Origin of the sequence: Halorussus amylolyticus, from assembly GCF_004143485.2 — an archaeon.
GTDB classification, from domain to species: Archaea; Halobacteriota; Halobacteria; order Halobacteriales; family Haladaptataceae; genus Halorussus; species Halorussus amylolyticus.
This window is the reverse complement of the sequence record NZ_ML974132.1, coordinates 87,370-102,073: the sequence shown is the minus strand read 5'-3', so window position 1 is coordinate 102,073 and position 14,704 is coordinate 87,370. Positions and strand designations below refer to the sequence as shown.

General features: G+C 63.0%; 15 protein-coding genes and 1 tRNA gene. 9 read left to right on the top strand and 7 right to left on the bottom strand.

Features of this window, described 5'->3' with window-relative positions:
• Nucleotides 1–69 precede the first annotated feature (69 nt).
• From EKH81_RS07705 to EKH81_RS07695, 3 genes are all read left to right on the top strand, one after another.
• Complete coding sequence (locus EKH81_RS07705) at nt 70–1,143, top strand: succinylglutamate desuccinylase/aspartoacylase family protein (RefSeq protein WP_132059745.1); 1,074 nt, start codon at nt 70–72, stop codon at nt 1,141–1,143.
• Between the two features lie 58 nt (nt 1,144–1,201).
• Nucleotides 1,202–1,272 (top strand) — tRNA-Pro (locus tag EKH81_RS07700).
• Between the two features lie 290 nt (nt 1,273–1,562).
• Nucleotides 1,563–2,468 carry a DUF6414 family protein gene (locus EKH81_RS07695; RefSeq protein WP_132059747.1) on the top strand — a complete coding sequence of 302 codons (906 nt, stop codon included), beginning with the start codon at nt 1,563–1,565 and terminating at the stop codon, nt 2,466–2,468.
• Nucleotides 2,469–2,550: 82 nt separating this feature from the next.
• On the opposite strand, the gene EKH81_RS07690 is transcribed toward EKH81_RS07695, so the two are convergent.
• From EKH81_RS07690 to EKH81_RS07680, 3 genes are all read right to left on the bottom strand, one after another.
• Complete coding sequence (locus EKH81_RS07690) at nt 2,551–2,817, bottom strand: transcriptional regulator (protein WP_132059749.1); 267 nt, start codon at nt 2,815–2,817, stop codon at nt 2,551–2,553.
• Between the two features lie 85 nt (nt 2,818–2,902).
• On the bottom strand, nt 2,903–3,166 hold the full coding sequence (locus EKH81_RS07685) for a winged helix-turn-helix domain-containing protein (protein WP_132059847.1): 264 nt from the start codon (nt 3,164–3,166) through the stop codon (nt 2,903–2,905).
• A gap of 8 nt (nt 3,167–3,174) precedes the next feature.
• Nucleotides 3,175–3,447: a winged helix-turn-helix domain-containing protein gene (locus tag EKH81_RS07680; protein WP_132059751.1), complete on the bottom strand. Its 273-nt coding sequence runs from the start codon at nt 3,445–3,447 to the stop codon at nt 3,175–3,177.
• A 381-nt stretch (nt 3,448–3,828) separates the two neighbouring features.
• Between EKH81_RS07680 and EKH81_RS07675 the strand changes: the two genes are divergently transcribed.
• Nucleotides 3,829–4,158, top strand: a complete 330-nt coding sequence (locus EKH81_RS07675; RefSeq protein ID WP_132059753.1) for a hypothetical protein — start codon at nt 3,829–3,831, stop codon at nt 4,156–4,158.
• Nucleotides 4,159–4,263: 105 nt separating this feature from the next.
• Nucleotides 4,264–5,013, top strand: coding sequence for a fumarylacetoacetate hydrolase family protein (locus EKH81_RS07670; RefSeq protein WP_132059755.1), 750 nt, complete (start codon nt 4,264–4,266; stop codon nt 5,011–5,013).
• Here EKH81_RS07670 and EKH81_RS07665 read toward each other — a convergent pair.
• Nucleotides 5,010–5,909: a polysaccharide deacetylase family protein gene (locus EKH81_RS07665; protein ID WP_132059757.1), complete on the bottom strand. Its 900-nt coding sequence runs from the start codon at nt 5,907–5,909 to the stop codon at nt 5,010–5,012. The two genes, EKH81_RS07670 and EKH81_RS07665, sit on opposite strands and share 4 nt — an antisense overlap.
• Nucleotides 5,910–6,174: 265 nt before the next feature.
• Between EKH81_RS07665 and EKH81_RS07660 the strand changes: the two genes are divergently transcribed.
• Entirely contained in the window at nt 6,175–7,245 is a 1,071-nt protein-coding gene (locus EKH81_RS07660) for a beta-keto acid cleavage family enzyme (protein WP_132059758.1), read from the top strand.
• 61 nt (nt 7,246–7,306) lie between these two features.
• Here the strand turns inward: EKH81_RS07660 and EKH81_RS07655 are convergent, their stop codons facing one another.
• Nucleotides 7,307–7,837: a hypothetical protein gene (locus EKH81_RS07655; RefSeq protein WP_132059760.1), complete on the bottom strand. Its 531-nt coding sequence runs from the start codon at nt 7,835–7,837 to the stop codon at nt 7,307–7,309.
• 203 nt (nt 7,838–8,040) lie between these two features.
• Between EKH81_RS07655 and EKH81_RS07650 the strand changes: the two genes are divergently transcribed.
• Nucleotides 8,041–8,742 (top strand): hypothetical protein, encoded by a 702-nt coding sequence (locus EKH81_RS07650; RefSeq protein ID WP_132059762.1) that lies wholly within the window; start codon nt 8,041–8,043, stop codon nt 8,740–8,742.
• 300 nt (nt 8,743–9,042) lie between these two features.
• Here the strand turns inward: EKH81_RS07650 and ilvD are convergent, their stop codons facing one another.
• Nucleotides 9,043–10,752, bottom strand: coding sequence for a dihydroxy-acid dehydratase (gene ilvD, locus EKH81_RS07645; protein WP_132059763.1), 1,710 nt, complete (start codon nt 10,750–10,752; stop codon nt 9,043–9,045).
• 176 nt (nt 10,753–10,928) lie between these two features.
• Here ilvD and EKH81_RS07640 point away from each other — a divergent pair, with 176 nt between their 5' ends.
• Both EKH81_RS07640 and EKH81_RS07635 read left to right on the top strand, forming a co-directional pair.
• The gene (locus EKH81_RS07640; RefSeq protein ID WP_132059765.1) at nt 10,929–11,885 is read left to right on the top strand and encodes a glycosyltransferase; all 957 of its coding nucleotides are present in this window, start codon (nt 10,929–10,931) and stop codon (nt 11,883–11,885) included.
• Between the two features lie 54 nt (nt 11,886–11,939).
• A complete protein-coding gene (locus tag EKH81_RS07635) occupies nt 11,940–12,908 on the top strand; it encodes a beta-ribofuranosylaminobenzene 5'-phosphate synthase family protein (protein WP_132059767.1) in 969 nt (322 codons plus the stop codon).
• Between the two features lie 451 nt (nt 12,909–13,359).
• Here EKH81_RS07635 and EKH81_RS07630 read toward each other — a convergent pair whose 3' ends face one another.
• The gene (locus EKH81_RS07630; RefSeq protein ID WP_132059769.1) at nt 13,360–14,691 is read right to left on the bottom strand and encodes an aminotransferase class III-fold pyridoxal phosphate-dependent enzyme; all 1,332 of its coding nucleotides are present in this window, start codon (nt 14,689–14,691) and stop codon (nt 13,360–13,362) included.
• Nucleotides 14,692–14,704: the final 13 nt, after the last annotated feature.

The window sequence follows — 14,704 nt, the reverse complement described above, 5'->3', positions numbered from 1 at the left end:
CTCCGGCGAATCCGGGGTTGCGTCTACCGCCAAACCCATCTTTTTACCCTCGCCGTGACACCTCCGAGTATGCAACTCGGAACCGCGGAATCCGAACCCGGCGAACTCGTCTCGGGGTGGCTCGACGTGACCGACCTCCCCACCGGAACGCCCGAACGCCTCCCTGTCCTCATTGCGGAGGGCGAGCAAGACGGCCCGACGCTCTGGATTACGGCCGCCATCCACGGCAACGAGGTCACGGGCCTCGCGGTCGCGCAGGACGCGATGACCGACGACCTCGCGGGCGAACTCCGGGGCACCGTGGTCTGTCTCCCGAATCTCAACCCCGCGGGGCTTCGCCAGACCTCCCGGACCTCCTACTACGACGGCGACGACCCGAACCGCTACTTTCCGGACCACGACGCCGAGAGTTCCCGCCCGCCGAAGGTCCAAGAGGTCATCGACGGCCGAATCTACGACGCGTTCGCCGACTCGGCCGACGCGCTCGTGGACCTCCACACCGCCCACGTCGGGTCGGTGCCGTTCTCGATTCGGGACCGAGTCCTGTTCGGCGAACATCGAACGGAGGACGAAGCGCGCGACCTCGCGGCCGACCTCGAAGGCCTCGTGGACGCCTTCGGGATGCCGGTCGTGAACGAGTACGCCGCCGAGGAGTACACCGAGCAGAACCTCCAACGCTCGACCGCGGGCGCGGCGCTGAACGAGGCGGGCATCCCGGCCTTTACTGCGGAGTTGGGCGGCCACGAGGTCGTGGACGAGGAGATTCGCGCGGCCGGAGTCACGGGCCTGCGGAACGTCATGCGCCACCTCGGGATGCTTCCCGGCGACTCGGACCCCGACGCGGTCGGCTTCGACGCGCCGGTCAGCTATCCGGTCAAGCGCGCGGTCCACCCGCACACGGACACGCCCGGCCTCGCGCGCCACCGCGTGAGCGCGGGCGACGTGATTGCGGAGGGTGACGTAATCGCGGACATCGTGACCCCGCACGGCGACCGGAAGGCCACGGTCGAGTCCGACCACGACGGCTACGTCCTCGGGCGGATGCACGGCGTCGCGGCCTACGAGAACGACGCGCTGGCGAGTCTCGCGGTCCGAGACGACGGCGACCTCGTGGTTCCGCGCGACGGCGACGGCGCGGAGTGAAACGAAGCGCTTAACTCGGGGACGCGCTTTCTTCGAATTGCACGCGACGGCGCGTCGCGGGACCGTAGGGTAGTGGTATCCTCTGCCGATGGGGTCGGTAGGACCTGAGTTCGAATCTCAGCGGTCCCATTCCAAAATTACGGATATTTTTCGCCGTTTTTGCCAAACTGAAGTACTTAGCTTGGGGCGTTCGTCTAACCCGAAAAGTCCATCTGTGAGTTTGCGGCTTCATCATCAACGAGTCGAAGAAGGACTTCCACGACACGACCCGGCAGTCGGGGCGGGCCTGACCCTGCTCGGCCTGTGCGCGGCGCTCGAAGATGTCGTGGTGTGGCGCGCGAGTGAGGTCTGTCTCCGCCCTTGCATTAAGTGTACAGGTCACCGTCAACGTTATTTGCCTGTTATGTTAAGTAATGGATATGCCGGACAATTTGAGGGAGTTCGTGTACCTCGATGACATAAGTGTGAATAGTCATCTGTCATCGCTAGGGGAAGGCAAGCCTCAGGAAATAGTAGACGTGTCTGAGGACGAAACTGAAAATAGTGGCGGGGGTAATATTGAAGTGATAAAAGGTTCTCGGACTTCAAGATCGCTAAATAGTACAGAGACCCAAATGAGTGCTACTGCCCCCTATCGATTTGAGCGTCTCTTAGAAAAACTAGAGGAAGAAGAAATCCCGATTCACGATAACCCGGACCCTAGAGAAGTTGCCAGAGGGGACGTAGTAAGAATCAGTGGGAAATTTACTCCGATGTCTCTTTACAAAATAGAGATTGCTATCAAAGCGTTGTTCAATTTAATTGATGAAGAGACAGCGCAATCCGTCACAGAAGCAAATCTTACTGATGAAGAGGAGGAATCAGAGATACCGGATCCTGACGATATTCCAGGTAGCAGAGAGAACCCAGATGACTCCACTGATGCAGAGGCACTAAGCGCTCTATATCAAGTCGGAGATATTTTCCGAGATTTGGCTGAGGAACTCATTGGAGAAAGCGTACCAATAAGAATACAGTGTCAAGACACCTCGGCTGTAACCCTCTTAGATCGAGGGAAATTCGAGGTTCCTCACAGAGACGCATTTTTCGAAGAGAAAGACTATGTATTGTTCGGAAGAGTGGATGAGAGAATATCAAGAAACGAAGAATGGGATCCAATACGGGCCTCAAATATCATGGGCAGATACTTTGAGGATCAGGAATCCACTGATTGGCAAGATGACTGGGAAGAAACTGCCGAAGGTATTGGCATTCAAATGGAGGATGAAGACTTACTAATTAGCGGCCGTTCAATTGTCATCCATCCTATCGCCGTTTATTGGTAGCCAATAAGTGCAGGACGGGATGAAAGTTTGGCGCTCCGAGAACGAAGATCTCCTTGTTGGTCGTATCGGGATTCAGTATGACCTATTCCTCTTCGGACTTTAGTTCCTCCGCGTCAAGCTCGCCAGCGAGATACTGCTCACCTCTCTCACTCACAACGTAGTAACCGCGCTCGACTCGCTCCACAAACCCATAATCCACAAGAACCGACAGCCGACGGTTCACTTCGTCTCGACTCTTCTCGATGTTTTTCGCAATCACTGCTGGCGAGAGAATCATCCCCGACGATTCGAGCGCCTCAAGAATACGCTCGTCAATAGGAAGTTGCATCCAATCGCCGGGTTTTCGCATACTCTGCCCTATAGACTTCTCATTTTTATCATCCTCGGTTTTTCAAATCAGAAGTCGCTTCCTCGCTACGCCTCTTGACAGACGGCTACCCATCGCTGGGCTCTAATTCATCCGCCTCAATCTCACCAGCGAGATACTCCCGACCCTTCTCGGTTATCCGGTAGTGGCCTTCGTTGAGCCGTTCTACAAGACCGGCTTCGCGCAGTTTCCCCAGTCTCTTAGAAACCCAGTTCCTCGTGTAATCGAGATTGACCGCGATAATAGATGGTGAGAGAATCAAATCAGACTCATCCAATATCTCCAGAATGTAGTCGTCCGTCTGATTCATCCACGAGACACGCGGGCGCATTTCACTCACTATTTTTCGAGTTCCTCGGCGTCAATCTCACCAGCGAGATACGCCCGTCCTTTCTCCGTTATCCGGTAAATTCCCCGATCTTCATCGTAGTACTCGACTAATCCCGCGGAGTGCAACTCACGGAGGCGATTTCTCACGTGAGAGATTTCATAATTGATATTGGCCTGAACGACGGCGGGAGTTGCGTTGAGTGGTCGATTTCCTTCGTTCAGTAAGAACTCCAGAATCGCATCATCTGCGCGCGTCATCCAGTCCACCCGTGGCCGTCGCATCTGAGTTCGTACATACTTATTAGGATGTTAGTCTGATTGGTTCTGGCGCGGCAGTGAGTTCTACAACACACCATAGCGTATCGTACGATACGCTAGATTTATTAGTATCCCCTGATATGTTCTCTAACACGGAGACAAAATCGCGGACTCGTCGCTCTCTGATGGGTCCATCGCAAAAGCGGACCCCGATGCTGGCACATCGGGTCCGCGTGAGCCTCCGTAGCTAAGGTACGGAAGCATGACCGACAACGATGCACGGGGTCTTGAAAGCCCCGAACGACAGGCCGAACCGACACCAAATCGACGCCCTGCCGTGACGCGCGACCTCGAACCGAAGCGTCGAACGCACACCGTCAGCGACTCGCCGGAGGTCGAGACCCGATGAGCTACTGGGACATTCTCGGCGACATGCACGCCAGCGAGTCGCTCGCCGAGGAGCTGACCGTCCTGCTCGACGGCGAGCCGATGGCGCTCGACGACGTGACCGCGGGCGAGGGCGCGTGGACCGGCGACATCGATGCGGGCCGCGTCCGAGTGACGCTCAAGTGGAACACGAAGTTCTTCACGCACGCGAGCGCCCGCGTCGGTCCCGACGAGGACCTGGTCGCGCTCGACGCCGACTCGCCGACGGTCGAGGAGCCGGACCCGGCGTTCGTCCCGGTGGACAGCGACTACGAGTTCGAAGTCGAACTCCGGATGGACGACGACTGAGCGAGCGAGGTCTGACGACCGCGCTCAACACTTCCGCTCGACACTCTCGGACGACTTCTTTTCCCCAGTCGATACGCCTTTCCCGGCCACCTCCGAACACCGACCATGCGACTCGCACGCCTGCTGACCCCCGACGGCCCGGTCTCGGGCCGGTACGAGGACGGAATCCTGCACACCGACGACGGGCGCTACGAGGTCGGCCGCGACGGCCGACTCCTGCCGCCCTGCGAACCCACCGCGCTCTACTGCGTGGGGCGCAACTACGCCGAGACCATCGACCAGATGGAGTACGAGCGCCCGGACGAACCCGACTTCTTCATCAAGCCCCCGGCCGCGCTCCGCGCCCATGGCGAGGAGATTCCGTATCCCGAATTCACCGACGAACTCACCTACGCCGGAGAACTGGCGGCGGTCGTCGGCGAGCGATGCCGAAACCTCGCGCCCGAGGAGGTCGCCGAGAAAGTCCGAGGCTACACGATTCTGAACGACGTGGACGCGCTCGACCAGCAGGGCCGAACCGCCCGGAAGGCGTTCGACGGGTCGGGACCGCTCGGCCCGTGGATAGAGACCGACGTGGACCCGACCGCGCTCGATATGCACACCGACGTCGCGGGCGAGCGCCGACAGGACGCCAACACCGAACTGATGCTGTTCGACCCCTACGAAATCGTCGCCTACCTCTCCGAGCGATTCACGCTCCGACCGGGCGACGTAATCGCGTTCGGTAGCCCGGCGAATCCCGGACTCCTCGAACCCGGCGACGAGGTCGAAATCACCTACGAGGGCGTGGGGACGCTCCGGAACACAGTCACCGACCCCGGTACGGTCGCGACCCCCGAGAGAACTGCGGACTAAATATACTGCCCCTCAGTCTCGTACACCGAGGGGTCGTCGTCGTACTTCCGGGCGATGGTTTCGAGCGTCCGGAACTCGGCGTTCTCGTGGCCCTTGACGTACGTGATGAACTCTTCGAGATGCCGAATCATGTGGGGCAGGCCGTGGATGTCGGGGTGGATGGTGAAGGTGTAGACCCCGGCCCCGCGCCGATTGTAGAGGTAGTCGAACTGCGGCTTGTAGTACTGCTCGTACATCATCTCGGGGTCCTTGTACCCCGCGTGGTAGATTGGCTGTTTGATGAACAGCATCGGCGGGATATCGTCGCGGTACCAGCTTATCGGAATCTCGACCACGTCGGTCTCCTCGCCGTACTGATACGGCTCCATCCACGTCTCGGGGTCCTCGTCGTAGTCGATGCGCTTCCACTCGTCGCCCTTCCGCATGTATCCCGGTTCGAACTGTCGCTCCATCAGGCTGCTGTCGTAGAGGAAGTCGTACTCCTCGACGAGGTCGGGCGTGTTCTCGCTGAACTCCCACCAGCTCGCGCGGTGGCCGACCGGCCGGTCGCCGGTCACGTCCTCCACGAGGTCGATTGAGGCCTCGATTATCGCGGCCTCCTGCTCGCGCGAGAGGTCGGTCGGATTCTCGTGTGAGTAGCCGTGGATGCCGATTTCGTGCCCGCCCGCCGCAATCGCCTCGACGTTCTCGCGGAACGTCTCGATGGTGTGGCCCGGCACGTACCACGACGTTTCGATGTCCTCGCTCTCGAACAGTTCGAGCATCCGCGGGATGCCCTCGTTGCCAGCCGACAGGCCGCGAGAGAGGTCGGCGGGCGAGTCCGCGCCGCCGTACGACCCGAGCCATCCCGCCACGCAGTCCGCGTCCACGCCGATTGCGACGTCGATGTCCCCCATTGTTCCACCGAAACGGTACTTCGGGAACGTCCATAGGCGTACCGGCAGTGCTCAAAGAACCGTCGAGAAGTGAGCGTTTCCCGACAGATTTTCTCGATTCGACCGGTCATCGAGAGAGGGTTCGTAGCCGCTTTCCGGAAGAACTTCTAGAACCGCCAGCACCAACGCTTTTTGAAAACGATTGCACTCTGTAATCTATGGCCTGGCCAATTTATTTTCATTGTAGGAAATATTTAAGTGTAATTGGGTGCTGTCTCTGTACGCAATGTCCTCCCAAAGGTCTCCCGCTGACGCCGAACCCCCCGCCGGATGGGACGAGCAACCGCTTCACAAGAACCTCTACGACGACCTCTCGTTCGACGAACTCGAACCCGCATCGACGTTCACGTCGGACGCCGCCAAGCAGTTCTTTCCGGTCCACGAGGAGGAGTCCATCGACACGATGGACAGCCCCGTCGTCATCGAGTGTGCGTATCCGGGGTGGCAACCCGGCGGCGAACACTACCCCGCGGTGCCCGACACGAAGGGAGAACAGATTCAGGAACTCGTAGACAGCGTCGATGCCGGGGCCGCCGCGGTCCACGTCCATCCGCGCGACGAGAATCGCCGCCCGCAGTGGAACGACAACGACCTGCTCGTGGACATCCTCGACCCGGTGTTCGAGGAGTGTGGCGACGTTGTCACGTTCAGTCAGGGCTGGAGCGTGAGCGACCACGCCGACTACGTCTCGCCGGTCCACGACCTGCTCGAACGCGGAAACGGCAACAAGTACTGTCAGGGCGGCGTCATCCTCCCCATCGGCCTGTTCGGTGCCGGGTCACTCCACTCGCTGTCGTCCATCAAAGAGGCGGTGCGCTACTACGAGGACAACGGCGTGAAGCCCATCTTCCAACTCTACGACAGCCACGTCCTGCGCGACGTGAAACACCACCTGCTCGACGCTGGCGAACTCGACTGGGACCCCTACGTGATGAGTCTGCGCGCTGGGTCGCATCACTCCCAGACGACGACTAACGACCCGTGGTCGTACTTCAAGGTCCTCTCGGAGATTTACAACGTCCGCCAGACCGTCGAGGACAGCGTCGTCGGCCTGTACCCCGGCGGGCGAAACTGGCTTCCCATGCTGGTGATGGGGCTGGTCGCAGGTGCGAACGTCATCCGGGTCGGCATCGAGGACGCCTACTGGATGTACCCCCACAAGGACGAACTCATCGAGAAGAACTCCGAGGTCGTCGAAACCGCGGTCGAACTCGCCGAATCGCTCGGTCGGGAGGTCATCACCGACCCCGACCGGGCGCGGGAGTTCCTCGGAATGGAGTACACTTCCCCCCGCTGACGCACGGCCCTCCCTCTTACTCTCCGCTCTTTGCTCTCCGTTCTCTGCTTTCTGCGCTCGACTACCAGGAAATCTCGAAGGCTCGCGGTTCGCCCTCCTCGACCTGCTCGATTCGGACGAACGCGTCGTCGTCGCTGAATCGCTCTGCAGTTCCCTTGAGGAGTCCCTCGTCGAGTTCCGGCGGGTAGGCGTTTCGCGTCTCCATCACGCCCTCGCGGTCACCGGTCGATTCGAACTCGTAGTAGCCGATGTCGTCGCCGCGGTGGTTCATCTGATACACGTCGTCGAGCACACTCATCGCGGCCTCCACCGACCCGACCTCGGGCGGCCAGTCTACGACGTTCGGAATCTCCGAGCCGATTTTGACGACCGTCTTCGGTCCGACGGTGTCGGCGAGCTCTTCGAACGCGTCGAGATACGACTGCAGGGAGTACCACGTACCGACTTCGGGTTCGGGTAGGCCGTGATTGTCGAGAATGTCGAGCGCGCGGTCCTTGTACGCGCTGGAGAACTGACCGACGCCTTCGACGATGGACCGAACGGAGCGACCATTGACTTCCGAATTTGCGCTAAATGCTTCGTACTGAGGCATACTCCAAATTTCATGATTACTTTACTTAGCTTTGTTGTTGTGATTTTATCAATTATGATAATTGATAACGCGAAGCCGCCACGTATTTTGAACTTATACGCCTCAGAAGCGCCTCTCAGGCCCGATTCCCGCGTTCGAGAAAATCTTCCGAGTGAGCCCCTATATAGATTAAATTTATAATCTAAATTCAGGAATGCATACGTATGGGCAGTTCCGAGCGGTACGCAATCGACGATGTCGCATTCATCGGCCGAACGCTGACGGAGTACGAGCGAATGTTCGACCTCGACCTCTCGGCGTGGGAGGGCGAGTCGGTCCTCGACTGTCCGGGCGGCGCGTGCGCGTTCGTCGCGGCGGCGAACGCCTCGGGAATCGACGCGGTCGGCGTCGATTTGCTGTACGACGTTCCGCCCGAGGACCTCCGAGCCAAGTGCGAGGCCGATATCGACACGGCTATCGCGGGGTTCGACGGCGTCGAAGACCAGTTCGTCTGGTCGTTCTACGACGACGTGGCCGACGTACGCGCCCACTGGACCGCGGCCTACCAGCGATTCATCGACGACTACGAACGCCACTACGACGGCGACCGGTACCTCCCCGCGAAACTGCCGGACCTCCCGTTCGCCGACGACTCGTTCTCGCTCGTCCTCTCGGCCCACCTCATGTTCCTCTACATGGACAAACTCGACCACGACTTTCACGTCGAGTCGCTCCGCGAACTCGCCCGTGTCGCGCGCGAGGAGGTCCGAGTGTATCCGCTCGCTCGATTCGACGGGGAGCGATATTCTCGACTGGACGACCTCCGGGAGACGCTTTCGGACGAGGGGTACGCGACCGAGATTCGGTCGGTTCCCTTCGAGTTTCAGCGGGGCGCGACCGAGATGCTAGTGGTGGACGTTCGGTAGCCGACGTTTCTGCAGGGAGGGTCGCCATCGGCGACCCTCCCTGCAGAAACCGCCAATAAAAACGTCTCCCTCGCTCGTGGCGACGCCACAAGCGAGCAGTGAAACGGCGCTTCGCGCCGTATGCTCGGTCAGCTATTCGTGGCGCTTCACGCCCGGATTCGTCACCACCGACCTTTTTACATCGTCGGGTCGCCTTCGGCGACCACTCCTCGCAAAAACGTCGATGAAAAACTCCTGCTCGCTCGCGGCATCGCCGCTCGCTCACAGCGAAACGGCGCTCCGCGCCGTATGCTCGGTCAGTTATTCGTCGCGCTTCACGCCCGGATTCGTCACCGCACCCTCTGCGGCCGACCCGAACGTCGCGCCGTACTTCGCGAGCACGCCGTTCGTGTACGCTGGTTCGGGGTCGTCGCGAGCGTCGAGTCGCGCTTCGATTTCCTCGTCGGAGAGGTCGGTTGCGAGCGTCCGGTCGGCGATGTCCACGGTGACGTGGTCGCCGTCTTCGAGCGCGCCGATGGGGCCGCCCGCGAACGACTCGGGGGCGACGTGGCCAATCATCGGTCCCCGGGTCGCGCCCGAGAACCGACCGTCGGTAATCATCGCCACGTCGTCCTCGTGGCCCGCGCCGACGACCGCGGCCGTGACCCCGAGCATCTCGCGCATGCCGGGACCGCCCTGCGGTCCCTCGTTTCGGATGACGATAACGTCGCCCGACTCGATTTTCCCCTCTTGGACGTACTTCATCGCCGACTCCTCGGTTTCGAACACGCGGGCGGGACCCTCGTGGTGGAAGTTGTCCTCGCCCGTGACCTTCAGCACCGCGCCGTCGGGCGCGAGGTTGCCGGTCAGAATCTTGATGGCTCCCTCCTCGTGGAACGGGTCGGAGACGGGGCGGACGAACTCGGCGTCGATTTCGTCGTCGTCGGGCAGGTCCAGTTGCTCCAACTCCTCGGAAATCGTCCGGCCGGTCACGGTCATCGCGTCGCCGTCGAACAGGCCCGCATCGACCAGTCTCCGGACGATGACCGGGACGCCGCCCTGCTCGTAGAGGTCGTTCATCACGCGCTCGCCGCCCGGTTGGAGGTTCGCGATTTTCGGCGTCCGGCGCGAAATCTCGTCGAACTCCTCGATGGTGAGGTCGATGCCCGCCTCGGCCGCGAGCGCGAGCAGGTGGAGGACGCCGTTGGTCGACCCGCCGATGGCGACCTGAAGCGCGATGGCGTTCTCGAACGAGCGCTTGTCGAGCACGTCCGAGGGCTTGCGGTCGTTCTCGATGCAGTCGAGCGCGAGTTCGCCCGCCTGTTCTGCGATTTCGTAGCGCTCGTCGTGTTCGGCTGGCGCGCCCGCGCTCCCGAGCGGCGCGAGACCGAGCGCCTCGGAGATGGACGCCATCGTGTTCGCGGTGAACATCCCGCCGCACGACCCCGCGCCGGGGCAGGCGTGGCGTTCGAGGTCGTCGAGTTCGTCCTCGGACATGTCGCCCTGCGCGACCGCGCCGACGCCCTCGAAGACGTTCTGGACCGTGACCTCGCGGCCGTCGTGTTCGCCGGGCATGATGGACCCGCCGTAGAGGAACACCGAGGGCAGGTCGGTCCGAATCGCGGCCATCATCATCCCCGGTAGATTCTTGTCGCATCCCGCGACGGTCACGAGACCGTCGAGTCGCTCGCCGAACGCGACCAGTTCGACTGAATCGGCGATGACCTCTCGGGAGATGAGCGATGCGCGCATCCCCTCGGTCCCCATCGAAACCGCGTCTGAGATGGTGATGGTGCCGAACTCGATTGGCATCCCGTCGGCGGCGTCCACGCCGTCGTAGGCCGCTGCCGCCACGTCGTCCAAGTGGACGTTGCACGGCGTCACGTCGGCCGCAGGGTTCGCCACGCCGACCATCGGCGAGGAGAGGTCGTGGTCGTCGTACCCCATCGCGCGGAACATCGCTCGATGCGGTGCGCGCTCGACGCCTTCCGTCACTTCGTTACTCCGGAGGTGGTCCGGTTTCTCGGTCATACGCGGGGGTAGCCCCGAAGCGGCTTAAGTTGTCGTGCTTCGACAGACGTTGCGGGTTCGTCTGGTTCTCGGACACGTCGGTGACTCGCCCGCCCGAGACCGCGGCTTCCCGTTGGGAACTTGACTGAATCGCGAAATGAGAACATACTTTTCGCAAGGCCGTTGAAAGGATGGGCATGGACCTGACGGTCGCCGTCGCACACTACCCCGAGGGCGCGGGCCACGCGACCCGGATGCTCGCCGTCGCGCAGGCGGTCGAGGACGCGGGCGCGGACGTCGTCCTCGCGGGTGGCGGTCCCGGCTCACGGTTCATCGAGTGCAACGGGTACGACGTGTTCCGGGCCGCGCCGGTCGATTACATCGGCGACTATCAGCAGGGGTCGCTCGGCCGAGTGCTGACCAGAAGCGTCCCCTACAGCGGCAAGCGCGTGTTCGACCTCGCCCGGTGGCTCCGCCGTGAGGACCCCGCCGCGCTCGTCACCGACGACATGTTCGCCGCGATGGCGGCCTCGGTCACGGGGACGCCGCTCTACATCGTCACCCACAACGCCGCCTCGTACTACGACGCCGCGGTCGAGCAGGTGTTCACGTGGCTCGTCAATCGGTATCAGTTAGGCGTCGCGGAGTCGTTTCTCTACCCCGCGGTCTGGCCGCCCGACGAGGGCGACCCGCCGGGCGTGACTCACGTCCCGCCAATCGCACTCGACGCTGGCGACCGGTCGCCGCCGGACGACGTCGGCGTGCTGGTCGTCCCGAGCGTCTACTCCACCAACTTCGACGTGCTCGCGGAGACTCTCCGAACCGAAGGCCACCGAGTGACGTACGTCGGCGGACCGGGATGGGACGAGGTCCCGGCGCTCCTGCCGTGGATTCGGACGGCCGACGTGGTGGTCTGCTCGGGCTACTCGACCGTGATGGAGGCCGCGGTCGCGGGCACGCCGTGCGTCGTCTACCCGTTCACCGACGAGCAACACGGCGTGACCAGAGTCCTCGAACGACGAGGCGTCCGTGGGTTTCAAGTCGAACACTCCATCGCTCACGTCGCCCGCGCGGTCCGGCATCCGCCGCGGAGCCCGGACCAAGAGAACGGCATCGAGCGAGTCGCCGCGCACGTCCTCGACCGGATAACGTGACCAGTTTTTGCCACTGCCGGAATCGGGAACCCGGTCCCGGTACAACCCGGTGACATGGTCCGCGTCGCCGCCGGAGGACGCCTCCACTTCGGCTTCCAGAACCTCTCGCTGGCTCACGAGCGACTGTACGGGTCGCTCGGCGTGGCGCTCGGCGCGCCCCGAGTCGTCGCGCGTGCCGAGCCTGCGGAGTCCGTCCGCTGCGACCACGAGCGGGCCCGCGCACACGTCGAGCGCGCGGTCGAACTGCTCGGCGTTCCGGGCGCGAGCGTGACAATCGAGAAAACCCTTCCGCGGCACGTCGGTCTCGGGAGCGGCACCCAGTTGGCACTCACCGTCCTCGCGGCGGTCGCGGCGGCCCACGACCGCGAGCCGCGAGTCCGCGAGCGCGCCCCGAAGTTGGGTCGCGGCGGCCGGAGCGGCGTCGGAATCGCGGCGTTCGAGCGCGGCGGTTTCGTGCTCGACACCGGCCACCCGACCGAGCGATTCACGGCCGACCGACCCCCGCGCGGCGAGTGGTCGGTCCCGAACGTCGCGGCCCGCCACGAGATACCCGCTGACTGGCGATTCGTGGTCGCGCTCCCCGACTCGGAGCCGGGACGGAGCGGCGACGACGAGGACGAGAGCATGCGGTCGGTCGTCGAGCGTGCCGACCCCGGCCTCGCCGACGAAATCGCCGCGGTCGTGATTCGGCGCGTCCTCCCCGCGGTTGCCGCGGGCGACCACGAGGCGTTCGGCGCGGCGGTCGCGGAAATCGGCCGCCGCAACGGCGCGTGGTACGCCGACGAGCAGGGCGGCGTCTACCGCCCGCCGGTCGGCGACGTGGTCGCGGAGCTCGGCCGCTCCGCGTCGATTTCGGGGGCCGGACAGTCGTCGTGGGGGCCCGCGGTGTACGGCGTGACGACCGAGGCGTTCGCCGACGAGGCTCGCGAGGCGGCCCGCGACGCGCTCGCGGCGGCCGGAGTCGGCGGCGACGTGCTGGTCGCTCGTCCCCGAAACCGGGGCGCGCGAATCGAGACCCAGTGACCGTTCTCTATCGCTCGCGAGGCGCAGGCCGCCGTGCAGCCTGCGCCTCGCGCTGTCTCGTGGATAGACCCGCTAGTCGCGCTTGGTGTTGGCTCAGCCCTTTCGGGTTAGTCGGACTGGCGGTTACGAGGTGGGGCGGTTTCGCCGCCGTTCGGCGGCGAAACCGCGTTGCGACACTGCTGACTGACTCGCCAGCTATCTGCCCGTGACCGCCGGAGGACAAGCCGCGTCCTCCGAGGCCACACTCACACCGTCGGAGCGCGCTCCGACGAGCCTGCACTCGCTTTGCTCGCGCAGACTTCGTTCGCGTGACCGCGCGAAGCGTCCAAGCGGGGTTGGTCCCGGCTTCGTATTTAAAATATCACTTCGCGAGATGGATTTGACCGGGAACCGTCAGAGTTCACACCGCAGAAAATTCGAAAACCGAGAGTCAACTGCCGAGTCGTTCAGTTCACGCCGCGTCGTGGACCGCCGACTCGAACACGTCGAAGCCGAGTTCGATTTCGCGCTCGGTCACGTCGAGCGGCGGCAGGAATCGAAGCGTCTTGTACCCGCAACCGAGGATGAGCAGACCGCGCTTGAGCGCGGCGTCGACGACCGCCTCGCGGCGTTCTTTGGTGTCGAACTCCGCGGCGAGCATCAGGCCGCGGCCCCGCACGTCCTCGAGGTTCGGGAGGTCGGCGTCCGCGATGAGCTCGCGGAGTTGCCGACCGCGCGCGGTCACGTTGTCGAGCAGGTCGTAGTCCTCGATGGCGTCGATGGTGAGCACGCCTTGGAGCGAGTCGAGAACGGACCCAGCGCCCCACGTCGAGGAGATTCGGCCGGTCTCGTCGGGGAACAGGTCCTCGTTGGCGACGGTCGCGCCAGCGCGCAGGCCCTTCGCCGACGTGATGACGTCGGGTTCGAGGTCGAGGTGGTCGACGCCCCACATCTCGCCGGTCCGGCCGAGTCCGGCCTGAATCTCGTCGCTGATAATGTTGATATCGTAGCGTTCGCGGATTTCGGCGATGTCTTCGACGAAGCCGTCGTGGGGCACCCGGTAGCCGCCCTCGCCCTGTACCGGTTCCATGATGAGGTACGCGACCTCCTCGGGGTCGATAACGCCCTGTCCGGGGTCGAGCTTGTCGGCGACCACGTTGCCGCCGGGGCCGTCGGTCTTCCACTTGCGCTCGTACATCTCGTCGGTCGAGGGGTAGGGAACCGAGACGACGCCGGGGATTTCGGGGTAGCCCTTTCGGTGGGCGCGCTTCGAGCGGTTCAGCGAGAGCGCGCCGAGCGTGCGCCCGTGGAACGCGCCGTCGAAGTTGAACGCGCGGTGGCCGCCTTGGGCGTAGCACGCCTTGATGGCGTTCTCGACCGCCTCAGCGCCGGAGTTCGAGAGGAAGACGGTGTCGAGGTCGTAGTGGCTCGTGAGGTCGGTCAGCCGGTCCATCAACTGGGTCGGACCGGGGAACTCGGGGTCCTCGGGCGGCCAGCCGCCCGCGGCGTAGAAGTCCTGACCCGCGATTTTGGTGGGGTCAACGAGGTCGAACTCCGAGAGTTTGTCCATGATTTTGGGGTTGTTGTACCCCAGCGGTGCGGACGCGACGTGGCTCGTGAAGTCGAGCAGGACGTTGCCGTCCACGTCGGTACAGAACGGTCCCTCGGCCTCCTCGGTCACGTCCCACACGAAGTCGTAGACGTAGGTGCTGGGCGCGGAGAACTGGTGGTGGTAGTCGGACCACTCTCGGGCGCGTTTTCCGGGCATCTCCGATACGGTCGGTTCCGCAGTATCACGGTCCATGTCATCCGGTATG

Excerpts from the sequence above, each read along its gene's own strand:
- EKH81_RS07680 (WP_132059751.1), bottom strand. The coding sequence starts at position 3,447 with ATGCGACGGCCACGGGTGGACTGGATGACGCGCGCAGATGATGCGATT.
- EKH81_RS07660 (WP_132059758.1), top strand. The coding sequence starts at position 6,175 with ATGTCCTCCCAAAGGTCTCCCGCTGACGCCGAACCCCCCGCCGGATGG.
- EKH81_RS07685 (WP_132059847.1), bottom strand. The coding sequence starts at position 3,166 with ATGCGCCCGCGTGTCTCGTGGATGAATCAGACGGACGACTACATTCTG.
- EKH81_RS07690 (WP_132059749.1), bottom strand. The coding sequence starts at position 2,817 with ATGCGAAAACCCGGCGATTGGATGCAACTTCCTATTGACGAGCGTATT.
- EKH81_RS07640 (WP_132059765.1), top strand. The coding sequence starts at position 10,929 with ATGGACCTGACGGTCGCCGTCGCACACTACCCCGAGGGCGCGGGCCAC.
- ilvD (WP_132059763.1), bottom strand. The coding sequence starts at position 10,752 with ATGACCGAGAAACCGGACCACCTCCGGAGTAACGAAGTGACGGAAGGC.
- EKH81_RS07675 (WP_132059753.1), top strand. The coding sequence starts at position 3,829 with ATGAGCTACTGGGACATTCTCGGCGACATGCACGCCAGCGAGTCGCTC.
- EKH81_RS07635 (WP_132059767.1), top strand. The coding sequence starts at position 11,940 with ATGGTCCGCGTCGCCGCCGGAGGACGCCTCCACTTCGGCTTCCAGAAC.
- EKH81_RS07665 (WP_132059757.1), bottom strand. The coding sequence starts at position 5,909 with ATGGGGGACATCGACGTCGCAATCGGCGTGGACGCGGACTGCGTGGCG.
- EKH81_RS07655 (WP_132059760.1), bottom strand. The coding sequence starts at position 7,837 with ATGCCTCAGTACGAAGCATTTAGCGCAAATTCGGAAGTCAATGGTCGC.
- EKH81_RS07650 (WP_132059762.1), top strand. The coding sequence starts at position 8,041 with ATGGGCAGTTCCGAGCGGTACGCAATCGACGATGTCGCATTCATCGGC.
- EKH81_RS07630 (WP_132059769.1), bottom strand. The coding sequence starts at position 14,691 with ATGGACCGTGATACTGCGGAACCGACCGTATCGGAGATGCCCGGAAAA.
- EKH81_RS07670 (WP_132059755.1), top strand. The coding sequence starts at position 4,264 with ATGCGACTCGCACGCCTGCTGACCCCCGACGGCCCGGTCTCGGGCCGG.
- EKH81_RS07695 (WP_132059747.1), top strand. The coding sequence starts at position 1,563 with ATGCCGGACAATTTGAGGGAGTTCGTGTACCTCGATGACATAAGTGTG.
- EKH81_RS07705 (WP_132059745.1), top strand. The coding sequence starts at position 70 with ATGCAACTCGGAACCGCGGAATCCGAACCCGGCGAACTCGTCTCGGGG.